Genomic DNA, 20,646 nt, shown 5'->3' with positions numbered 1-20,646 from the left:
GGTCCGGTCACGGTCGCGATGGTGCCTTACCCGGACCGCCCGTCCCGGCCAGACTCGGTGACATGACCAGCGCACTCGTCGTGATCGACGTTCAGGAGTCCTTCCGCCACCGGCCCACCTGGGCGGTGGTCGACAACCCCGGCATCGCGGCCCACGTCCGGTGTCTGGTCGATGCCGCCCGGGCCGCCGGCGACCTGGTGGTGTGGGTGCTGCACGCCGAGCCGGGCAGCGGCACCACGTTCGACCCGGCGAGCGGGCACGTGCGGGTCTTCGCCGAACTCGACCCCGCCCCGGGCGAGCCGGTCCTCACCAAGACCTCCCGGAACGCCTTCACCACCACCAACCTGGCCCAGCTGCTCACCGAACGCGGCATCCGCGACCTGGTGATCTGCGGCATCCAGACGGAACAGTGCTGCGAGACCACCACCCGGGTGGCGGCCGACCTGGGGTACGCGGTCACGTTCGTCACCGACGCCACCGCCACGTTTCCGATCCCGCACCGCGACGCTCCGGCCGACCGGAGCGTGGCCGAGCTGGTGGCGGATCCCCGTACCCTGCCGGCGGCCGACGTGGTGGCCCGCACCGAGTACGCCCTGGCCGGCCGGTTCGCCACCATCCGCCGCACCGCCGACCTGGCCGGCGCGGCCGTGCGAGGATGACCGGATCGTGACCCGGGTGGTGTTCGTGCTGACCCCGCGGCTGCACCTGCTGGACCTGGCCGGCCCGGCCCAGGTGTTCGGCACCGCGGCCGACTTCGGGCACCGCTACGACCTGCGGTACGTGGCCGACGTGCCGGTGGTGGACACCCACCAGGGCGTGGCGTTGCAGGCCGCCACCGACTGGCCGGAGCTGTCCGCCGACGACCTGGTGGTGGTCCCGGGCTGGCGGTCGCCGCTGCGGCTGGGCCGGTTCTCCGCCGAGCTGCTGCACCGGATGGCCGAGCACCACCGGCGCGGCGGCACGGTGGCGAGCGTCTGTGCCGGGGCCGACGCGCTGGGCCGGGCCGGGCTGCTCGACGGCCGGCGCTGCACCACCCATCACGACGTCCAGGACGAGCTGGCCCGCCGCCACCCGCGGGCCACCGTGGTGCGCGACGTGCTGTACGTGGAGGACCACCGGGTGATCACCTCGGCCGGCATCGCCAGCGGTATCGACCTGGCCCTGCACCTGGTCGCGGTCCGGCACGGGCCGGCGGCCGCGGCCCAGGTGGCCCGCGCCATGGTGGTGTACGCCCGCCGCAACGGCGACGAGCGGCAGGCCAGCGCCATGCTGCGGCACCGGGCGCATCTCAGCGACGCGGTGCACCGGGTGCAGGACCGGATCGACGCGCACTTCACCGAGACGCTGCCGCTGGCCGATCTGGCCGCCGGGGCGGGCGTCAGCGAGCGCACGCTGACCCGGCTGTTCGAGACGGCCACCGGGCAGACGCCGCTGCGCTACCAGCAGGTGCTGCGGCTGGAACGCGCCGAGTACCTGATCGGGCACGGCTCCACCGTGGAGGCGGCGGCCCGCGCGGTGGGCTTCGGCGACGCCCGGATGCTGCGCCGGCTGCGGGCCCGCGCGGCGGACTGACCCGTCACACCTCGGGGTGGCCGAACAACCCGGGCAGCCCGCCGCTGTGCAGGAACACCACGCGGCCCTCGCGGGACAGGCCGTGTGCCGCGTGCCGGGCGATCAGTGCGGCCAGCGCCCGCCCGGTGTACGTCGGGTCGAGGAACAGCCCCTCGGTACGGGCGGCCAGCTTCAGCGCCTCGCGGACCGGCTCGGTGAGGGCGTGGTACCCGGCACCGATCTGGCTGCGGTCGATGGTCAGCCGGGCGGGCGGCTGGCGCATGCCGTCCAGCACGGCGCCGACCGCCGCGTACGGGTCCGGGGTCGCGCCGGTGTCCACCCCGAGCACCCGTTCCGCGCCCAGCTCGGCCACCAGTCCGGCCATGGTGCCGCCGGAACCGACCGCGACCACCACCTGATCCAGCTCGGGCAGCTGGCGGGTGAGTTCCCGGGCGCAGTCGACGTAGGCCAGCGCGGACGCCGGTGACGTGCCGCCGAACGGGATCAGGTGCGAGCGCGGTCGCCGCTGCGCCTCCGCCGCGGCGATCTGCTCCAGCGGCGCGGACCCGGCCCAGACGATCTCGGCGCCGGCCAGCCGGTCCAGGATCAGGTTGCCGCGCGGCCGGTCCGGTTCGTCGCCGGCCAGGACCAGCACCGAGCGCAGGCCGAGCCGGGCCGCGGCGGCCGCGGTGAGCCGGGCGTGGTTGCTCTGCGGACCGCCGCTGGTGATCAGCGTGGTGGCGCCGGCCGCCAGTGCCTGGGCGCAGCTGTACTGCAGCTTGCGCACCTTGTTGCCGCCCGCGCCGAGACCGCAGAGGTCGTCCCGCTTGATCCACAACTTGTCGATGCCCAGGGCGGCGGCCAGCCGGGGTGCGGGTTCCAGCGGGGTCGGCCACGTGCCCAGCGGGACGGGGGAGATCACAAACGGGACCCTACTGACTACGCTGCGTCCTGTGAAGATCCGGGGCGTGTTATTTGATCTTGACGGAACGCTGCTCGACCAGGACGGCGCGGTCGACGACGCCCTGCGCCGGTGGCTGCCCACGCTCGGCGTCGCGCCGGAGCCGCACGTCCTGGCCCGGTGGCACGAGATCCAGGAACGGCACCTCGGCGCGTGGCGGGAGCGCCGGATCACGTTCGCCGAACAGCGGCGCCGCCGGTTGCGCGACTTCCTCCCCGAGGTCGGGGTGGCCGCCGCCGCGCCCGACCTGGACCACATCTTCGCCGGTTACCTCCGGTGCTACCAGGCGAGCTGGCGTGCCTTCGACGACGCCGACGACGCGCTCACCGCGGTCGCGGCGGCCGGTCTCGCGGTGGCCGTCCTGACCAACGGCACCACCGAACAGCAGAACGACAAACTGGCCCGGGTGGGCCTGGCCGGCCGGGTCGGGCCGGTCTGGACGGTGGACAACCTCGGCGTGGCCAAGCCGGACACCGGCGCGTTCCTCGGCGCCTGCGCCCGGTGGGGACTGCCGCCGGCCGCGGTGCTCAGCGTCGGCGACCGGCACGACCTGGACGTGCTGCCGGCCCGGGCGGCCGGGCTGTCCGCGGTGCTGCTCGACCGGCACGGCACCGGTCCGGCCGACGAACCGCACCGGGTCGGCTCGCTGCGGGAACTGACCTTCTAGACCACCAGGTGCCAGAGCAGGCGGGTACGCACGACGCGGTAACCGGCCCGCTCGTTCAGCGCCAGCATCGGGGTGTTCGCGGCGCTCACCGTGGTGGTGACGGTGGTGAGGTCCGGCCGGGCCGCGCGCAACCGGGCGGCCAGGGCGAGCTTCACCGCGGTACCCAGGCCACGGCGCCGGTGACCCGGCAGCACCACCGTCGAATGCTGACTCGCGGCCGGCTCCGGGCCCACCTCGACCTCGGTGAACGCCACCACGGTCCGGTCCTCGACGACCGCGCACACCCACAGGTCATGGCCGCCGGTGCGGACCTCCCGCTCCCACCGCCGGATCCGGTCCCGGTCGTAGTGCAGGTCGGCGAGCTGGTGCCCGGCCCCGGGCGCGTCGGCCAGGCTCCGGTACGCCGCCGCGTACGAGTCCACCAGGTCGTCCGGCGCGCCGCCGGTCCAGAACACCGTCCCCGGCGGCGGCTCGCCCGGCACCGGCAGCCCGGCCAGATCCTGGGCCAGGACGACGAGCCGGAGCAGGACGGTCGCGCCGAGCCGGGCCGCGAACCGCTCGCCCGGACCGCCGGCCACCGTGATGCCCTTGAGCGCCGTGTGCGGATGCGCGGCCCGGACCGCGGCGAACAACGCGGTGCCCAGGCCGCGCCCGCGGTGCCGGGGCGAAACGTACAGCCGGACGAAGCGGGCGTCCGCGTCCGGCGCCGACCGGGCCACCCCGGCGACCTCGCCGTCGACGGTGACCGCCCACCGGCGTACCTCCCCGCCGGGTGGTTCGGCCCGCACCCGGGCGGCCAGCGCCGGGCCGTCCGGGCCGGCGCCCGACTCGGCGGCCATGCCCTCGGCCAGCAACGCGCACCAGGTGTCCAGCAACGGGCCGTCGTGCACCTCACGCATGCGGCGCCGGTGCCGGGACGTCCCAGTCCTCGTCGTCCGCGACGTCGCCGACCTGTACCACCCGCACCGGGCGGGCGCGCAGGTAGTCCCGGGCCCCCCGGTCACCGGTCGCGGTCTCGGCGACCCCGGCCCAGTGCTCCCGGCCGAGCAGTACCGGATGCCCGCGCCGGGTGCCGTAGCCGCCGGTGACGAGCGCGTCCGGGGCCGCCAGTGCGGCGATCCGGCGTACCGCCTCGGTGGTGACGCCGGGCATGTCGACCAGCAGCACCATCGCCGCGTCGGCCGGCGTCGCGGCCAGCGCCGCCAGGCCGGCGCGCAACGAGGAGGCCATCCCGGTGGCCCAGTCCGGATTGTCGACATAGGAGAGACCGGGCGCGACCGCCCGCACCCGCGCGGCCTCCGCACCCACCACCACCACGACGGGTACGCAGCCGCCCGCGTCCAGCACCCCGGCGGCGTGGTCCACCAGCCGCCCGTCGCCGTGGCGGACCAGCGCCTTCGGCATGCCGTACCGCCGGCCGGCGCCCGCGGCCAGGACCAGCCCGGCGATCTGCATGGGGCCGAGCCTAACCCTCCGCCCGGTCGGCGGTCAGCGCAGCGCCGCCGGCAGGCCGCGGACCGCGGCCAGCGGAAGCGACGTGCGGATCTGGTACGGCATCCGCCACAACCCGCCGTGCGCCGCCGCGAACGCCTCGTCCCGCCACACCGCCGGTCCCGCCGCCCGCGGGTTCCGCAGCGCGTGCACCAGCAGCAGCGCCATCAGCGTGTTCGCGGTGACCGGGGCGAAGATCTCGACGCCGAACAGATGCGCACCCGCGTACGCGGCCGCCAGCAACCGGTTGTTCACCACCGACCGGGTCCGGGTCGGCGGCGCCACCCCGAAGCACGCCACGGTCTCCCGCCGCGCCACCGTGGCCCGCCAGCGCTGGATCCGTTTCGCCAGCGCGTAGTTCGGGCCCTGCTGCGGCACCAGGTTGTCGGAGATGCCGGGGTCCGCGTCGTCCGGATACTGGGGCAGCAGCATCCGCCCGCCGGAGAGCACCCGGCCGGTCCGGGCCGGCCCGGACCGGCCGCGGTACCGGGACCGGGACTCGGCCACCGCGGCGCCCGGCACCGCGAACACGTCGGTCGGGGTGGCCAGCATCGCCACCGCGGCGTCCGGCCGGGCCGCGCGCACGTGCGTGGTCAGCGCGTCCACGGCCGCGGTCAACGGGACGTACGAGGCGCCCGGCGCGTACACGTAGTTGCCCAGCACCAGCCGGCCGTCGATGCCGAGCAGCCACTGCGCCACCGCGGGCAGGTCGCCGAGCAGGTCGGCGCCGGCCGGCCCGGTCCCGGCCACCGGGCAGATCAGGCGACCGGCGCTCTTCTCGGCCGTCTCCGCCAGGCGCGCCCACACCGCCGGGCGGGGCAGGTCCACGCCGACCACCGTGCCGCCCCAGCCCAGCACGGCGGGCAGCGGGCCCATCTCGGCGCCCGCGCCGAGCACCACCAGCTGCTGGTCGGAGAGGTCCAGCCAGTCCGGGTTGGCGGCCACCTGGCGGACCGCCTCCGCGCAGGACGGCTCGATCGTGCCGGCGGCCACCCAGGCGTCGAGCCGGCGGTGCAGCGCGTCACCGCGCAGCAGGTCACCGCGGTACGGCAGGGACACCTCCCGCTCCGGGGTGCCGCTGCCGGTGACCGTGACCGTCGACAGCGGCCGGTCCGGTTCGGCGCGCAGCGACTCCGCCAGGGTCAGCTCGCCGGCGTCCGACGTGACCCGCATCCGGGCGTGCACCGACGCCAGTCCCGCGGCCGCGATGTCGTACCCGGCGCCGTCCGTGCCCAGCCCGGCCTCCACCAGCGCCCGGAAGTGCCGCAGATAGCCGCGCCGCCAGTCCGGCTCCCGCTCCGCGGCCTCCGCGGCGGCCGGGTCGGCCGCGCGCAGCGCGTCCGCCAGCACCGCCCGGCCCAGCGCCGAACTGCTCCGCCGCCCGTCCGGGGTACGCGGAAAAACGACCTGGTGCGCGGGCGTGCCGTCGGAGTTCACGCGCCCAGTATCGCGGCCTCCTACCCAGGGAGGAGAACCACTCCGACCCCGGGCCGCAGGACGGGCCACCGGACGGGCGATTGCGGGCCGCCGTGTCCCGAGGATCGGGGTATGACTCTCTTACCGCGCCGGGCGGCTCACTGGCACCGCCCGCTGCTCGTGTTCGCCGCCGCCATGGCCGTCCTGGCCGTCGTCACCGCCGTCGGCGTCCTCGTCGACGACCGCGAGGTGACCGGGGCCCGGGCCTGGCTCAAGCCGTTCAAGTTCGCCGTCTCGTTCGTGCTGTACGCCGGCACCCTCGCCTGGCTGCTCAGCCTGCTGCCACGGCGCAGCCGGATCGCCGAATGGGCGACCACCGTGGTGCTCGCCGTCTCGGTGGTGGAGATGTCGATCATCGTGACCCAGGTGGTCCGCGGCCGGCCCAGCCACTTCAACGCGTCCACCCCGCTCGACGAGAACCTGTTCGACATCATGGGCGCGGCCATCATGGTGCTGTTCCTGGCGCACCTGGTGCTCGCGGTCCGGGTGCTGCGCGGCCGGATCCCGGACCGCACCGTGCGGTACGCCGTGGTGGCCGGCATGCTGCTGGCCCTGCTCGGCATGCTCGCGGCCGTGCCGATGACGGTGCCGACCGCGGAGATGATGGCTGCGGGCATCTCCGGCGCACACAGCGTCGGCGTGCCGGACGGCGGTCCCGGGATGCCCGTGACCGGCTGGAGCACCACCGGCGGCGACCTGCGGATCGGGCACTTCATCGGGCTGCACGGCCTGCAGGTGCTGCCGCTGCTGGGACTGCTGCTGCACCGGTCCGCCGGCCGGTGGGCCGAGGCCACCCGGGTCCGCCTGCTGCTCGTGGCCGCGGCCGGGTACGCGGTGCTGACCGCGATGCTCACCGGGCAGGCGCTGCGCGGTCAGCCGCTGCTGCGGCCGGACGCGCTGACGCTGGCCGGATTCGCCGCGCTGGTCCTGGGCACCGCGGTGGCGGTCGCCGCGGTCCTCGCCGCGGACCGGCACCGGCCCCGCCTCGACCCGGCCGCCCCGCAGCCGGCGACGGACGGGATGCTGGTCCGATGACCGGAGCACTGTTCACGCTGACCTTCGCGGTGGCCGCACCGTTCTGGGCCCTGATGATCCTGCTCCCGCGCTGGTCCTGGACCGCACGGATCATCGCCTCGCCGCTGATCGTGGTCCCCGTCGTGGTGATCTACGCGGTCCTGGTGATCCCGGCGTTCGCCGACGTGCTGCCGGCCGTGGCCTCGCCCACCCTCGACGGGGTCCGCGAGCTGCTCGGCACGGCGGACGGCGCGGCGGCGGCCTGGGCCCACATGATCGCGTTCGACCTCTTCGTCGGCCGGTGGGCGTGGCTGGACGCCCGTACCCGCGGGGTCCCGGCCCTGGTGATGGCCCTCGTACTGTTGCTGACCATCCTGCTGGGGCCGCTCGGCCTGCTCGCCTACCTGCTGGTGCGCCCGCGCTGGCCGCAGCCCGACCCGGCCTAGGCTGTCGTCGTGAGATGGCTGACCCGGGTGTTCGACGCGCGGGACACGCTCGTCCGGATGGTGCTGCTGGACCTCAGCGGGATCAGCTACCTGATGATCGGCACCCATGCCGACTTCCGGCCGACCGCCCAGCAGTGGCTGCTCGCCGTGCCCGCGTTCGCGTCCGCCCTGGTCTTCCACCGGCGGCCGGCCGTCAACCTGCTCATCCAGGCCGCCCTGCTGACGGTGGCGTTCGTGATCCTCGAGGACGAGACGATCAACCAGGTCGGCGCGAGCTGGGCGCTGCTGGAGCTGACCATCGCGGCCGGCCGGCGCACGGTGTGGTGGGGGAGCGGCCTGCTCGGCGTCCTCTATCTCGCCTTCTCCCTCGGTGACCCGTGGCGGCAGTTCCTGCAGTCGGTCTTCGGCCTGGGCGTGGTGGTCGGCCTGCCGGTGCTGCTCGGCCTGGTCATCCGCACCAGCCGGGACCTGACCCGGCAGGCCGCCGAGCGCGTCGCCGAGGAGCAACGCAGGCGGGAGTCCGAGGCCCGGGCCGCCCGGGCCGCCGAGCGCAGCACCATCGCCCGCGAGTTGCACGACGTGGTGGCGCACCACGTGGCGTCGATGGTGCTGCGGGTCGGGGTGGCCCGGCACGTCCTGCCCGACCTGGACCCGCGCGTCGGTGAGGTCTTCGACGACCTGCACCGCACCGGTACGCTCGCGCTGGCGGACCTGCGCCGGCTGGTCGCCGTGCTGCGCGACCCCCAGGGGGTACGCGGAGACGCCGCGCTCACCGCGATCGACCCGTCCGCCCTGGCCGCCGCGCTCTCCGGTGCGGTGGAAACGGCGCGCGGCACCGGCCTGATCGTGGACGCCGACATCGACGACGCGGTCGGCTCGGTGGACGCGGTGCGCGCGCTGGCGGTGCTGCGACTCACCCAGGAGGCGTTGACGAACGTGGCCAAGCACGCGGGCACGGCGGCCCGGACCCGGTTGCGGGTGGCGGTGACGGACGGCGACCTGCTCTGGGAGGTCAGCGACGACGGCGGCGGACCGGACGCACCCCCGCCCCCACCCGGCGGCGGGCACGGCCTGACCGGCATGCGCGAGCGCGTCGAGGTCCTCGGCGGCAGCCTGGAGGCCGGCCGGCACGGCGAAGGCTGGCGGGTACGCACCGTCCTGCCCGCCGAGGCGGCCACCACCGGCCCGCGCGCGTCGTCCCCCGCCGGCGATCCGGCCGTGTCCGGCACCCCGGAGCCGGCATGATCCGCGTCCTGCTGGTGGACGACCAGCACCTGATCCGCGCCGGCCTGCGCATGCTCTGCGACAGCGAGCCCGACCTGGACGTGGTGGGCGAGGCGGACAACGGCCGGGACGCGGTCACCCTGGCGGCCCGGCTGAGCCCCGACGTCGTGGTCATGGACCTGCGCATGCCCGGCGTCGACGGCATCACCGCCACCGGCCGCATCCTGGCCGACCGCCCGGCCACCCGGGTGCTGGTGCTGACCACGTTCGGCGACGACGATCACCTGTACCCGGCACTGACCGCGGGCGCGTGCGGCTTCCTGCTGAAGGACGCTCCCCCCACCGAACTGCTGGACGGCGTCCGACGGGCCGCGGCCGGCGACAGCCCGTTCAGCGCCGACGTGCTGCAGCGGCTGGTCCGGCGCGCGGTGCACGCCCGTCCCGAAGCCCCCGCGCCGATCGAGGGCCTCACCGCCCGGGAACGCGACGTGCTGGACCTGGTCGCCGAAGGACTCTCCAACATGGAGATCGCCGACCGCCTCCACATCGGCGTGACCACCGTCAAGACCCACATCACCAGCCTGATGACGAAGACGAACAGCCCGAACCGGGTCCGGCTCGCCCTGTTCGCCCACAACCGCAGCTGAGCCCACCCGTGGGTGCTCCGCCGCCTGCCACGCATCGCCGTTGCACGGGCTCCCGGGGCGGCCGGCGGCACGGCGGTCGTCGGCCGGCCGGAGCTCACGTGGTCGCCCAGCGCGGCCGTTGATGGCGAATCAACCGATATCGCCGGGCGGCTTCCGCGCAGATCTTGGAGGCTTGGTCGAATCTTGGAGCGGAAACGCCCTGGGGGCTGCCCGCCTCCAAGATCTGCCTCCGCCTCCAAGATCTGCACGCATGGGTGCTCGGAACCCATGATCGTTCTTCGAGGCGAACCGCCGCAGGACCACGAGATCTCGGAGATGCCCCGGCCGGCCGAGTGCGCCCTTGCTGAGATTACGTCCACCGGGGCGCTCCGCCACTGGAGCGCTCTACTGGTACACCGACGTCGTTCTCCAGGACCGGCACATCACGAGCCGTCGGGACGCCATCCCGCAGACTCGGCGCATGACTGACGACGTGGTGGGATGCCTGGCCTGTGATCTGACCAGCGGCCGGCGGCCGGTGCCCGGTGGCGTACTGCTGGAGGTCGGCGGATGGCGGGTCGAGCACTGCGTGGGTCCGCTGGGTGTCGGCACGCTGATCGTGAAGCCGGTCCGGCACGTGCGGCACGTGGCGGAGCTGTCCGACGGCGAGAGTGCCGCCCTGGGTCCGTTGTTGCGCCGGGTGGCGGCCGCGGTCACCGAGGTGGTACGTCCCGAGCAGGTGTACGTCTGCCTGTGGTCGCACGACGGCGGCACGCCCGGCCACCTGCATTTCGTGGTGCAGCCGGTGACGCGTGCGGACCTGGACCGGTTCGGTGTCTTCGGCCCGCGGTTGCAACTGGCCATGTTCGACGCGAAGGTCACGCCGGACGAGACCGCGGTCGCCGAGGTGTCCGGTCGGGTCCGGCCGGTCCTGCAGCGGGCCGATCAACCCGGGTGAGGTGGCTCGCTCTCCCGGAGCCCGTGCTGCCGGAGCCGGGACCGGATGTCCGCCGCGGTCCCGTCGAGGCCGGCGATCGGCATCGCGAAACGCAGCCGGCCGGACTTACGCTTGCGCGGCGGCCGGCGGCCCCCGCGGCCGATTCGCCGCACCTGCGACTCGGCGGCGACGTCGACGTAGACGTCCAGCATCGTGACGGGCCACGGCCACCGGATTGCGGCACCGGACACGGCCGCGTACGGCACCACGACGGCGTCCCGGCGTTCCGCGACGAGTTCGAGTTCCTCGGCCCCGAACCGGAGCGCGGGCGGCCGGGCGCGCGTCCACCGCACGGAGAACGCCGTGAATGTCAGCGTGTAGACGGTCACGAAGACGACGCCGCCGACGACGTTCGGCGGGCCGAGGTGACCGGCCAGTGCGGAGAACACCAGCTGGCCGAGGAGCCAGCCGGCGGTAGCGGCGACGGCGCCGAGCACGGCGGTCGCGGACAGGTGTCGACGCGGTGACCACTCGTATCCCACAGCGCCGTTCACCATGAACCGATCATCTCAGCTCCAGGTGCCCGCCACCGGCAGCCGCCGACGGGCGGGCAGCTGAGAGGCCGGGCAGCTGAGAGGCCGGGCAGCTGAGAGGCCGGGCAGCAGAAGGCCGGGCAGCAGAAGGCCGGGCAGCAGAAGGCCGGGGACCCGTGGCGGCGGGTACCCCGGCCTTGATGCCACCAACGTATCGCGTACCGGCCGTTCCTGTCGGCCCGATCCGGTTCGGATTTCCGACCCGATTGCGCGGTGTGCTGCTCCCGGACTGCACCCGGCCGGAGACCTCGTTGCTCCCGACGTGACGGAGCGTCATCTTCTCCGGCTACAGCCGGTCCCTGTCGACCCCCGGCGAAGGGCACCCCCCGGTTATGTCATCGCGTCCAGGTTGGGGGCGCCGCGCTGCGGCGTCCGTTCCGTTCGTCCTCATTCCCTCGATGCTTGCCGCCTTACCCGCGCACGCCGCCGAGCCGTCCGGCGGGTCGGCCGCGCCGGCCTGGGGCGTCGTCGCGGGCACCGACTCGCCCGACGCCGTACCCGGCCGCTACATCGTCACCATGAAGCCGGGTGCGCAGCTGAGCGCGTCCGCGCAGGGCCTGGTGTCGGGCCGGGTGAGCGGTGGGCAGGTGGCCACGACGTTCACCGCACAGCTGAGCGCCGAGGAGGCGCGCCGGGTGGCGGCGGACCCGAGTGTGGGCATCGTCGAGCAGGACCGGGTGATCCGGATCGAGGCGACTCAGAGTTACCCTGTCTGGGGTCTGGACCGGATCGATCAACGCTCCGTCAAGCGTTCGAAGACCTATCGGCCGTTCTCCGACGGCAGCACCGTGCACGCGTACGTGATCGACACCGGTGTCCGGATCGACCACGTGCAGTTCGGCGGCCGGGCCACCAACGGCTACGACTTCACCGACGACGACGCCGTGGCCGGCGACTGCAACGGGCACGGGACGCACGTGGCCGGCACGATCGGCGGCTACTCGTACGGTGTCGCGAAGCGGGTCCGGCTGGTCGCGGTCCGGGTACTGGACTGTCGCGGATCCGGGTACCTGTCGGACATCATCGACGGCGTCAACTGGGTCACCGCCTCGGCGGTCAAGCCCGCGGTGGCCAACATGAGCCTCGGCGGCCCGTTCTCGGCGTCGCTGGAGTACGCCGTGCAGAACAGCATCAACTCCGGCATCACCTACGTGGTGGCGGCCGGCAACGAGAACCGTAACGCGTACTACACGAGCCCGGCCGGGCTGCCGGCGGCGATCACGGTCGCCGCGACCACCTCGAAGGACCGTCGCGCGTACTTCTCCAACTGGGGTGCCACGGTGGACATCTTCGCGCCGGGCGTGAACATCAAGTCGGCGTACCCGAGCAGCCGCACCGCGACCCAGTTCCTCAGTGGCACCTCGATGGCGGCCCCGCACGTGGCCGGCGCCGTGGCGATGGTGCTCGACGCCGCGCCCGGGTTCACCCCGCGCCAGGTGCGTGACTTCCTCGTGGCCCGCAGCACCAAGGGCAAGGTGACGGACCGCAAGCAGTCGCCGAACCGCCTGCTCTTCGTGCCGGCCCCGCCGCCGTCGCCGAAGATCCGGGCGCGCACCGTTCCGATCGCGCACGTCGGCCAGCCGTACCGGATCCAGCTGTCGCTGGAGAAGAACCGGCGCGGAACCTGGTCGATCGCCGCGGGCTCGCTGCCGGCCGGTCTGTTCCTGTCGGCCTCCGGTCAGATCTTCGGTACGCCCACCACGGTGACGCCGCCCCGGGCCGTCGTCGTGAAGTTCACCGACTTCGTGCCGCAGGCCGGAGCCCGTCAGTTCACGCTCCAGGTGCAGCCGTAACCCGTACCGCCCCGGCCGGCCGCCCGGTGGTTCCGAGAAATCGGAGCCGCCGGGCGGCCGTCGTCGTGCACATCCGCGCATGATCGACGGGGTCGTGCCCGGCGTCACACCGTTCCCGCATGCTGGACAGGCTTTGACGCCTCGTCCGGCCCACGCGGAGGATGGCCTCATGCAGCGGCGTGTACGACTCACGACCCGCCTTGTCATCGACCTTCTTCGGTGCGCAAGCGCCCGGTGTCCGCGCTGCCTCTGACCCCTTCGGGTCGCCCCTCGAATGTCCTCGAATGACTGATTCGCGAGCGCATCGTCGCGCCGCTAATTCTACCCGTCATATGGGAAATGTATCGTTCAGGCGGACCGGCCGAGATCCGGCGGCCGCCCACACCACCCGGAGGAAACATGACCGCTCCCGCCGTCGTCGAGACGTCCACCCGCCGTCCCGGCCGCCGGCTGCGCGCCGTACCGCAGCCGGTCGAGGTCCCGCTGACCGTCACCATCAGCATCGACGGCGGCGCCCCGGCCGGCCGCGAGCGCGTGCTCGCCGCCCTGCGTGAGCTGGTGTCCGCGGCCGGTGCGGACGCGGTGTCGCTGCTGCCCGCCGATCCGCCCGCGGCGCCGGCCCTGGCCGCGGTGGAGGACGCCGGGCTGATCACTCTGGAGCCGAAACCGCGCGCCGCGTTCCGGCGCGGGCGGCTGCTGGATCTGAGCCGGCTCGAATTCGACCTGTTGATGTTCTTCGCCACCCATCCCCGGCAGGTCTTCACCCGCAGTCAGTTACTCGCGCAGGTGTGGGGCCACGTGCACACCGGGGCGCGCACGGTGGACGTGCACATCAGCCGGTTGCGTACCAAGCTCGGCGAGCCGGAGCTGATCACCACGGTGTACGGCGTCGGCTACCGCCTCTCCGACGACGCGCCGATCGCGGTGGGCTAGCTGGGGGCGGCCCCGGTCCGGCGGCGCGCCGGTCGGGTCCGTTCGGCGCGGCTCTCGCCCGGCATACCCCGTATCACCTATCGTGTTTATAGGAGATGCGGCGGAGGGGTGGGGCGTCATGCGGCGAACGGTGGCAGTGGTCGGCGGCGGGTGCACCGGAGCGATGGTCGCGATGGACCTGCTGCGATGTACCGGCGCGGACGTGGTCCTGATCGAGCCCGGTGAGCCCGGCGCCGGCCTCGCGTACGGGGCCGCCGAACCGTGGCATCTGCTCAACTCGCGGGCCGGTGCGATGAGCGCCGACCCGGACGATCCCGGTCACTTCGTCCGCTGGGCGGCCGGGCAGGGTCTGCCCGCCGGTCCCGACGACTTCCTGCCGAGGCGGGACTACGGTCGCTACCTCGCGGCCACGTTCGCCGGGGTGGTGGCGGGCCATCCCGGGCGGTACGACCGGCGGCCGGACCGGGCGGTCGGCGTACGCCCGGATGGCACCGGCTGGACCGTCGCCCTGGCCGGCGGCGGTACGGTCCGGGCCGGCGACGTGGTGATCGCCACCGGGAATCCGGCCGGCGCCGCGCCGGTGGCCGTGCCCGCGTCCGGCCGGTACATCGGCGACCCGTGGCGGCCCGGCGCGCTGGACGCGGTGCCCGGTGACGCGCCGGTGCTGCTCATCGGCACCGGCCTGACCGCGGTGGACGTGGTGCTCACGCTGACCGCGCGGGGGACCCGGACCGCGCCGGTGGTGGCGGTGAGCCGGTCCGGGCGGCTGCCGCAGGCGCACACCGCGGCGGCGGCGCCGCCGGTGGCACCGGCCGTGTCCGGCGGCGCGCGACTGCGGGACGTGCTGCGGGCGTTGCGGGCCACCGTGGGGGAGACCGGCGACTGGCGCCCCGCGGTGGACGGGCTGCGGCCGGTGCTGGACCGGCTCTGGGCCGGGCTGAGCCGCGGCGAACAGGACTCCTTCCTGCGCCACCTGGCCCGCACCTGGGAATGCCACCGGCACCGGATGGCGCCCCCGGTCGCCGACCGGATCGCGGACCTGCGCGCCCGGGGCCTGCTCGAGGTGTACGGCGGCGGCGTCGGCCCGATCACCGCAGCCCCCGGCGGATTCCGGGCGGAACCGGCCGCCCGGGACGGTGCCGCGCGGACGTTCGGCGCCGTGGTGAACTGTGCCGGCCCGGGCCGCCTGCCGGGATCCGCCGATCCGTTCGTCGCCGGCCTGCTCGGGTCCGGCCTGGCCCGGGTCGGCCCGCACGCGCTCGGCCTGGACGTCGACCCGGCGGGACGGCTGACCGCCGCGGACGGGACCGTGGCGGACGGTCTGTGGGTGGTGGGCCCGTTGCGCCGGGGCGCGCTCTGGGAGACCACGGCGGTGCCGGAGATCCGGGCCCAGGCGCGCCGCCTGGCCGGCGAACTGGCCGAGGCCCGTCCAGTGCCGCTCCAGGAAGCGGCATAGCGCGGGCCAACCATCCCGAACCGGTCATAGCCGCCACGGTATGGCCCATTGTTTTCCCAGCTCAGAGCCGGTTTGGTCGACTTCTGCCCGAGTATCGCAAACCTTGAGTCAACATCGAGAAACCTAAATACTTCAGGAGCACCGTCCGGTACGCCGGATCCGGCGTACCCCCCCATCCCCCCTGGGAGGATCCAGTGCTCAACCCGAAGCTTCGCCGACCGATCGTCGGCCTGGCCGTCGGCATTCTCGTGGGCAGCGCCTTCGTCGCGTCACCCGCGACGGCGGCACCCACCGCCGCCCCCGACCCCTCCTTCGCCGTCTCCACGCTCGCCGACCGGCTGGGCGTCCAGCTCGGTGACCGCAGCGCCGGCTCGTACGTCGAGTCCGGCAAGCTGATCGTCAACGTCACGGACGCGGCCACGGCGGCGTCGGTCACGGCCGCGGGCGCCACCCCGCGCTACGTCGCCCGCAGCGGGGCCACGCTGGCCGCCGCCCACGGCACGTTGCAGGCGAAGCTCACCACGCCGGGCACCTCGTTCGCGGTCGAGCCGATGAGCAACCAGGTCGTGGTCACCGCGGACAGCACCGTCAAGGGTGCCAAGCTGGCGGCCGTCAAGGCACTGGTGGCCAACCTCGGCGACGCCGCCCGGCTGGAGATCGAGGCCGGCACGTTGTCGACCACCATCTCCGGTGGGGACGCCATCTACACCGGCGGCAGCCGTTGCTCGCTCGGCTTCAACGTGCGCAGCGGCAGCCAGGACTACTTCCTGACCGCGGGGCACTGCACCAACGCCGGTGCGAACTGGACCAACGGCTCGTCCACACTGGGCACCCGGGCGGGCAGCAGCTTCCCGGGCAACGACTACGGCATTGTGCGGTACACGTCGAGCATCGCGCGGCCCGGCACGGTGGGCAACCAGGAGATCAGCAGCGCCCGTACGCCGCAGGTCAACGAGACGGTCTACCGCAAGGGCAGCACCACCGGTACGCGCAACGGCCGGGTCACCGCCCTGAACGCCACGGTGAACTACTCCCAGGGCAGCGTCAGCGGCCTCATCCGTACCACGGTCTGCGCCCAGCCCGGTGACAGCGGTGGCCCGCTGTACGCCGGCACCTCGGCGCTCGGCCTGACCTCCGGCGGCAGCGGCAACTGCTCCACCGGTGGCACCACGTTCTTCCAGCCGGTCACCGAGGCGCTCAGCGTCTACGGGGTCTCCATCTACTGACGGTCATCCCCACCAGAAGGGCCTCCGGCGACGGGGGCCCTTTCTGGCGGGTAGTGCATAGTGGGTGAGGACGCAGTGACTGTCCGTCCATAGTCGAGTCCCCCCACTCGCAAGGAGATCCACCATGACCGCCGAGACCCCGGTCGAATCCCAGCGCAAGGTCGGGCGAGGTGAGCTGGTCCCCGGCTGCCCGGCGCACGCCGAAGCCGACGGCACCTGGCGCATCCAGGACTACGCCACCGCGCGGGCGTTCCTCCGGCGCCACGACACCCGGCAGGCCGGTTTCGCCGCCGAGAACGCCGCCCGGATGAAGGACCGGATGCGGCTGCCGGTGCTGTACCGCGACGGCGCCGAGCATCGGGAGCACCGCCGCCGGACCGCGAAGTACTTCACCCCGCGCCGGGTGGACACCGCCTACCGCGATCTGATGAACCGGCTGGCCGACGAGCAGTGCGAGCGTCTGCGGCAGCACGGCGAGATGGACCTGTCCCAGCTGTCCTTCGCCCTGGCCGTCGCGGTCACCGGGGAGATCATCGGGCTCACCGAGGGGCGCGGCAGCATGGCCCGGCGGCTGAACCGGTTCTTCCACAACCCCGGCGACACCATGGACCCGCGTACCCCGAGGGGGATCTGGAACAAGCTGCGCAGTTCGTACACGGTGGGCATGTTCTACTGGCGCGACGTGCGGCCTGCGGTCGCGGTGCGGCGGCGTGCGCGCCGCGACGACCTGATCTCCCACCTGATCGACGAGGGCTGCCGGGGCAGCGAGATCCTCGGCGAGTGCATCACGTTCGCGGCGGCCGGCATGGTCACCACGCGGGAGTTCATCGTGGCCGCGGTCTGGCACCTGTGCACCGACGACGACCTGCGTGCCGCCTACCTGAACGGCGACGAGCCGCGGCGGCTGGCGATCCTGCACGAGCTGCTGCGGCTGGAACCGGTGGTGGGCAACCTGTACCGGCGGACCACGGTGGACGTGCCGCTCGGTGACGCGGTCGTCCCGGCGGGCGCGCTGGTGGACGTCAACCTGGCCGCCACGAACCTCGACCCGGAGGCGGTGGGGGCGGAACCGGGCGCGGTCTGCCCCGGCCGGTCCCGCGCCGACGGGGTGGGCGACGCGGTCCTGTCCTTCGGCGACGGCCCGCACCGGTGCCCGGGCGCGTACATCGCCGTCCAGGAGACCGACATCTTCCTCACCAAGGTGTTCGCGCTGCCCGGGTTGCGGATGGTGCGCGAGCCGGCGGTGCGGCTGCGTCCCGAGATCGCGAGCTACGAGCTGACCGGGCTGCGCCTGCGGGTGGGCTGACCGGCACGCGCGACGGCCCCCACCCGGCAGGGTGCGGGGCCGTCGCGGGGTGGGTCAGATCGCGCAGCCGAAGACCTTGAACTCCCACAGCGAGTAGCCGTACGGCGTGCCGCGTTCGGTGCCGTACATCCGCACGTACCGCGCGGTCCCGCCGACCGCGTGGGTCTCGTTCCCGCCGGTGCGGTTCGCCACCGTGACCGCCGGGGTCCAGGCGGTGCCGTTCGTCGAGGTCTCGATCCGGTACGCCCGGCCGAACGCGGCCTCCCAGCTCAGTTCGACCCGGCTCAGCGCCTGTGCCGAGCCCAGGTCGACCTGGATCCACTGCGGGTCGGCGAACTCGCTGGACCACCGGGTGGCGGCGTTGCCGTCGACGGCCAGCGCGGGCGGGTAGCTGGGCTCCACGGTGGAGGAGGTGGTGGTCCGGCCCTGCGAGATCAGCGGGCCGCCGGTGCACGTGGGCGGGTCCGGCGGGTTCGACGGCTCGGCCGGGTTCGACGGCTCGGGTCCCGGCGGGGTGCTCGGGTCGGCGACGCCGCCGCCGGTGGCGTTGCCGCCGGACCAGTCCACCGCGCCGCTGGTCACGGTCTTGCCGGCCGGGACGTTGAGGGTCCGGCCGTCGGAGAACGTCACGGTGAGCGCGGTGGCGGTGATGTTCGACGCCACGTACGTCTTGGTGCCGTTCTTGCTGAACACCTTGGCGAGCGGGTGGTTGGCGGTGATCGTCCTCTCCACCAGGCCGAGCGCGGCGAGGTTACGGATCCAGTGGAACGTGTGCGCCTTGCTCTCGCCCTCCTCGGAGGTGAACGAACTGTTCGCCCGGAACTTGGACAGCGCCGCGTCCGGGTCGCCCAGCGCGAGGAACTGCCAGTGCATGTCCCGCCAGACCCCGGGTTCGCCGCCGTTGTTGCGGACCAGTTCCGCGTACGTGTTGCGGACGCTCTCCGGGTGGTCGCCGTAGTAGAGCTGCCCGCCGGTGATCGGCAGCATGTTGATGCCGACGATCATGGCGTGGTCCGGGGAGAACCAGGTGGCGTACGCGCCGCCGGAACCCCACACGATGGCCGTGTAGTTGTGGCCCCACTGGGTCGGGAAGTTCTCGCCGGTGACGTCGAACCAGTATTCGTTGATCGCGGCGGACTGGGTGGTGTGGATCCAGATGCCGGCGTCGCGTACCGCGTTGTTGCCGGTGGCCTGTCCCCACTGGATCAGCGCGTTGGCGAAGTTCTGCCCCTCGGACGAGGACTCCTGGTTGTTGCCCGCGCCGAACGCCCCGTGCCCGGAGGCCCAGTCGTGGCCGGCGTAGATGTCGAAGTCCCGCAGGTACGGGAACCGGGTGTCGCCGCGGTCGTAGTTGTTGGCGTCCCGGATCAGCAGGTCGACCATGCCGCCGTACTGCGAGCTGCGCGCCCAGGCCGGGTCGAACTTGGCCAGCGTGGCCGCGGCGGCGACGAAGTAGCCGTAGTGGAAGTGGTGGTCGTTGAGGTCGACGTCGGAGTTGTACGACGCCGGGTAGCCGATCAGCGTGCCCCAGTTGCGGTCGTAGTAGAACACCCGGCTGGACTTGCCGGCCGACGCGGTGAACCAGTCGGTGATCCGGGTCTTGATGACGGTCAGCGCGGCGTTCCGCACGTTGGTCAGGTTGAGCTGGTCGGCGATCTCCGCGATCCGGGCCGCGCGGCCCAGGCCCTTGCCGGTCCAGTAGGTGTCGTCGCCGCGGAAGTCGGCCGGGTTGCTCAGCTCGTTGTTCAGGAAGGTGGTGACCGCGTTCAGGTCGGTGCCGGACGAGTTGCCGACCGCGGGCACCTCGGGCAGCACGCCGGTGTACTTCATGGTGGTCTGGAACTGGGTGCCGGTGACGATCTTCATCCGGCCGCGCGGCGAGATGTACGTCGGGGCCAGCGGAGTCGACCCGGTCAGGTACCGCCACTGGTGCGGGTAGAGCGCGACCACCGTGCCGGACCCGGAGCCCTCCCGCGCGGTGGTGGTGAACGCGTACGTGGTGTTCACGGTGCCGGTGTTCTGCTGGTACGCGTAGGACACCCGGGTCCCGGTCACGTGCGTGTGGGCGTACGCGGAGAAGGTGTTCATCAGCGCGGTCTTGTCCGCCAGGCTGGTGCCGGACGTGGTGGGCAGCACCGCGACCGAGAAGTAGCCCTTGCCGGCCAGGGTGGACCGGATCTGCTGGCCGTCGGCGCTCCAGGTGGCGCCGGTCGGTGCCCAGGCCACGTAGTCCTGACCGGCGATCGAGAAGGCGATCCGGTTGCCGCTGTTCGACCAGACCGTCGGCGGCCCGGTGACACTCAGCAGGGCGTCGCCGCCGGTGGCCTGGAAGTAGGTGATCGGCAGGCCGTGCCCGATGGTGGCCTTCAGGGTGCGGGTGCCGTCACTCCAGGACGGTGTCACGGTCCAGTCGGACCAGCCGTCGACCAGCGTCTTCGGCGCGTTCAGGCCGGCCACGCCGGCGACCACCTTCTGCGCGTACGGGAAGTGGTATTCGCCCAGGCCGGTGGGGCTGCCGCTGATCGCGGGCTGCTGCTCGTAGGAGAAGCCGAGCCCGCTGGCGAGCGCCCGGTACGCGGCCGGGTGGGCGTACAGCGGCTGCGAGTGGTTGCACTCGTCGCCGACCTTGAACAGCAGCGACGACCACCAGTCGTTGGTCGGCACGGCGCCGGCCGGCGCGTTGGCGGTGACGTTCTGCCGGGGGTTGGTGGAGATCGTGCCGCAGCCCTGCGGCAGCCGGGCGCCGGCCGGCAGCGTCTCGGTGTAGCTGCCGGCGCCGACCGTCGCGGCCTCGGCGGAGCCGGTCAGGGTGACGGCCATGGTGCTGGAGCCGAGCGCCACCAGGGCGGCGGCGGCCAGGCCGGCGAAACGGCGGCGGCGTGGAGCACGGTGCCGGTGACGGGGGAGCGGTGATGGCATGGGGTCGCCTCCGATGGGGACGGGACA

General features: G+C 73.6%; 19 protein-coding genes. 13 read left to right on the top strand and 6 right to left on the bottom strand.

What is annotated here, in order from left to right; all coding sequences use genetic code 11:
• The first annotated feature begins 62 nt into the window (after positions 1–62).
• Positions 63–659 carry a cysteine hydrolase family protein gene (locus LDL48_RS33455; protein ID WP_225259136.1) on the top strand — a complete coding sequence of 199 codons (597 nt, stop codon included), beginning with the start codon at positions 63–65 and terminating at the stop codon, positions 657–659.
• Positions 660–666: 7 nt separating this feature from the next.
• Complete coding sequence (locus tag LDL48_RS33450) at positions 667–1,572, top strand: GlxA family transcriptional regulator (RefSeq protein ID WP_225259135.1); 906 nt, start codon at positions 667–669, stop codon at positions 1,570–1,572.
• A gap of 4 nt (positions 1,573–1,576) precedes the next feature.
• Here the strand turns inward: LDL48_RS33450 and LDL48_RS33445 are convergent, their stop codons facing one another.
• Positions 1,577–2,473 carry a pyridoxal-phosphate dependent enzyme gene (locus LDL48_RS33445; protein ID WP_225259134.1) on the bottom strand — a complete coding sequence of 299 codons (897 nt, stop codon included), beginning with the start codon at positions 2,471–2,473 and terminating at the stop codon, positions 1,577–1,579.
• Positions 2,474–2,504: 31 nt separating this feature from the next.
• Here LDL48_RS33445 and LDL48_RS33440 point away from each other — a divergent pair, with 31 nt between their 5' ends.
• Positions 2,505–3,179, top strand: a complete 675-nt coding sequence (locus LDL48_RS33440; protein ID WP_225259133.1) for an HAD family hydrolase — start codon at positions 2,505–2,507, stop codon at positions 3,177–3,179.
• On the opposite strand, the gene LDL48_RS33435 is transcribed toward LDL48_RS33440, so the two are convergent.
• The 3 genes from LDL48_RS33435 to LDL48_RS33425 are packed head-to-tail and all read right to left on the bottom strand — an operon-like array spanning position 3,176 to position 6,107.
• Entirely contained in the window at positions 3,176–4,078 is a 903-nt protein-coding gene (locus tag LDL48_RS33435; protein ID WP_225259132.1) for a GNAT family N-acetyltransferase, read from the bottom strand. The genes LDL48_RS33440 and LDL48_RS33435 overlap by 4 nt on opposite strands.
• Complete coding sequence (locus tag LDL48_RS33430; RefSeq protein WP_225259131.1) at positions 4,071–4,634, bottom strand: nucleotidyltransferase family protein; 564 nt, start codon at positions 4,632–4,634, stop codon at positions 4,071–4,073. The genes LDL48_RS33435 and LDL48_RS33430 overlap by 8 nt, the downstream gene beginning before the upstream one ends.
• A 33-nt stretch (positions 4,635–4,667) precedes the next feature.
• Complete coding sequence (locus LDL48_RS33425) at positions 4,668–6,107, bottom strand: hypothetical protein (RefSeq protein WP_225259130.1); 1,440 nt, start codon at positions 6,105–6,107, stop codon at positions 4,668–4,670.
• Positions 6,108–6,218: 111 nt separating this feature from the next.
• Here LDL48_RS33425 and LDL48_RS33420 point away from each other — a divergent pair, with 111 nt between their 5' ends.
• The 5 genes from LDL48_RS33420 (at position 6,219) to LDL48_RS33400 (ending at position 10,414) form a co-directional block, all read left to right on the top strand.
• A complete protein-coding gene (locus LDL48_RS33420; RefSeq protein ID WP_225259129.1) occupies positions 6,219–7,181 on the top strand; it encodes a hypothetical protein in 963 nt (320 codons plus the stop codon).
• Entirely contained in the window at positions 7,178–7,606 is a 429-nt protein-coding gene (locus LDL48_RS33415; RefSeq protein ID WP_225259128.1) for an ABA4-like family protein, read from the top strand. The genes LDL48_RS33420 and LDL48_RS33415 overlap by 4 nt, the downstream gene beginning before the upstream one ends.
• Positions 7,607–7,615: 9 nt before the next feature.
• On the top strand, positions 7,616–8,851 hold the full coding sequence (locus LDL48_RS33410) for a sensor histidine kinase (protein ID WP_225259127.1): 1,236 nt from the start codon (positions 7,616–7,618) through the stop codon (positions 8,849–8,851).
• Positions 8,848–9,477: a response regulator gene (locus LDL48_RS33405; protein ID WP_225259126.1), complete on the top strand. Its 630-nt coding sequence runs from the start codon at positions 8,848–8,850 to the stop codon at positions 9,475–9,477. The genes LDL48_RS33410 and LDL48_RS33405 overlap by 4 nt, the downstream gene beginning before the upstream one ends.
• Before the next feature lie 460 nt (positions 9,478–9,937).
• The gene (locus tag LDL48_RS33400; protein WP_225259125.1) at positions 9,938–10,414 is read left to right on the top strand and encodes an HIT family protein; all 477 of its coding nucleotides are present in this window, start codon (positions 9,938–9,940) and stop codon (positions 10,412–10,414) included.
• On the opposite strand, the gene LDL48_RS33395 is transcribed toward LDL48_RS33400, so the two are convergent.
• Positions 10,402–10,950, bottom strand: coding sequence for a hypothetical protein (locus tag LDL48_RS33395; protein ID WP_225259124.1), 549 nt, complete (start codon positions 10,948–10,950; stop codon positions 10,402–10,404). The genes LDL48_RS33400 and LDL48_RS33395 overlap by 13 nt on opposite strands.
• A gap of 434 nt (positions 10,951–11,384) precedes the next feature.
• Here LDL48_RS33395 and LDL48_RS33390 point away from each other — a divergent pair, with 434 nt between their 5' ends.
• The 5 genes from LDL48_RS33390 (at position 11,385) to LDL48_RS33370 (ending at position 17,700) form a co-directional block, all read left to right on the top strand.
• Positions 11,385–12,779 carry a S8 family peptidase gene (locus tag LDL48_RS33390; protein WP_225259123.1) on the top strand — a complete coding sequence of 465 codons (1,395 nt, stop codon included), beginning with the start codon at positions 11,385–11,387 and terminating at the stop codon, positions 12,777–12,779.
• A gap of 399 nt (positions 12,780–13,178) precedes the next feature.
• Positions 13,179–13,712 carry a winged helix-turn-helix domain-containing protein gene (locus tag LDL48_RS33385; RefSeq protein WP_225259122.1) on the top strand — a complete coding sequence of 178 codons (534 nt, stop codon included), beginning with the start codon at positions 13,179–13,181 and terminating at the stop codon, positions 13,710–13,712.
• 118 nt (positions 13,713–13,830) lie between these two features.
• The gene (locus LDL48_RS33380) at positions 13,831–15,168 is read left to right on the top strand and encodes an FAD/NAD(P)-binding protein (RefSeq protein WP_225259121.1); all 1,338 of its coding nucleotides are present in this window, start codon (positions 13,831–13,833) and stop codon (positions 15,166–15,168) included.
• A 194-nt stretch (positions 15,169–15,362) separates the two neighbouring features.
• Positions 15,363–16,394: a S1 family peptidase gene (locus LDL48_RS33375; RefSeq protein ID WP_225259120.1), complete on the top strand. Its 1,032-nt coding sequence runs from the start codon at positions 15,363–15,365 to the stop codon at positions 16,392–16,394.
• A gap of 124 nt (positions 16,395–16,518) precedes the next feature.
• Positions 16,519–17,700 (top strand): cytochrome P450, encoded by a 1,182-nt coding sequence (locus tag LDL48_RS33370; protein ID WP_225259119.1) that lies wholly within the window; start codon positions 16,519–16,521, stop codon positions 17,698–17,700.
• Between the two features lie 54 nt (positions 17,701–17,754).
• On the opposite strand, the gene LDL48_RS33365 is transcribed toward LDL48_RS33370, so the two are convergent.
• Entirely contained in the window at positions 17,755–20,619 is a 2,865-nt protein-coding gene (locus LDL48_RS33365) for a glycosyl hydrolase (RefSeq protein WP_225259118.1), read from the bottom strand.
• Positions 20,620–20,646 lie beyond the last annotated feature (27 nt).

The organism is Jidongwangia harbinensis (assembly GCF_020216025.1).
Classification (GTDB): Bacteria; Actinomycetota; Actinomycetes; order Mycobacteriales; family Micromonosporaceae; genus Actinoplanes; species Actinoplanes harbinensis.
The sequence above is the reverse complement of the archived record's forward strand: the minus strand, read 5'-3'. Positions and strand labels throughout refer to the sequence as shown.

Bases quoted from the DNA above. Each gene is read 5' to 3' on its own strand.
- LDL48_RS33455 (WP_225259136.1), top strand. From the start codon at position 63: ATGACCAGCGCACTCGTCGTGATCGACGTTCAGGAGTCCTTCCGCCAC.
- LDL48_RS33435 (WP_225259132.1), bottom strand. From the start codon at position 4,078: ATGCGTGAGGTGCACGACGGCCCGTTGCTGGACACCTGGTGCGCGTTG.
- LDL48_RS33430 (WP_225259131.1), bottom strand. From the start codon at position 4,634: ATGCAGATCGCCGGGCTGGTCCTGGCCGCGGGCGCCGGCCGGCGGTAC.
- LDL48_RS33420 (WP_225259129.1), top strand. From the start codon at position 6,219: ATGACTCTCTTACCGCGCCGGGCGGCTCACTGGCACCGCCCGCTGCTC.
- LDL48_RS33415 (WP_225259128.1), top strand. From the start codon at position 7,178: ATGACCGGAGCACTGTTCACGCTGACCTTCGCGGTGGCCGCACCGTTC.
- LDL48_RS33405 (WP_225259126.1), top strand. From the start codon at position 8,848: ATGATCCGCGTCCTGCTGGTGGACGACCAGCACCTGATCCGCGCCGGC.
- LDL48_RS33400 (WP_225259125.1), top strand. From the start codon at position 9,938: ATGACTGACGACGTGGTGGGATGCCTGGCCTGTGATCTGACCAGCGGC.
- LDL48_RS33395 (WP_225259124.1), bottom strand. From the start codon at position 10,950: ATGGTGAACGGCGCTGTGGGATACGAGTGGTCACCGCGTCGACACCTG.
- LDL48_RS33390 (WP_225259123.1), top strand. From the start codon at position 11,385: ATGCTTGCCGCCTTACCCGCGCACGCCGCCGAGCCGTCCGGCGGGTCG.
- LDL48_RS33385 (WP_225259122.1), top strand. From the start codon at position 13,179: ATGACCGCTCCCGCCGTCGTCGAGACGTCCACCCGCCGTCCCGGCCGC.
- LDL48_RS33380 (WP_225259121.1), top strand. From the start codon at position 13,831: ATGCGGCGAACGGTGGCAGTGGTCGGCGGCGGGTGCACCGGAGCGATG.
- LDL48_RS33370 (WP_225259119.1), top strand. From the start codon at position 16,519: ATGACCGCCGAGACCCCGGTCGAATCCCAGCGCAAGGTCGGGCGAGGT.
- LDL48_RS33365 (WP_225259118.1), bottom strand. From the start codon at position 20,619: ATGCCATCACCGCTCCCCCGTCACCGGCACCGTGCTCCACGCCGCCGC.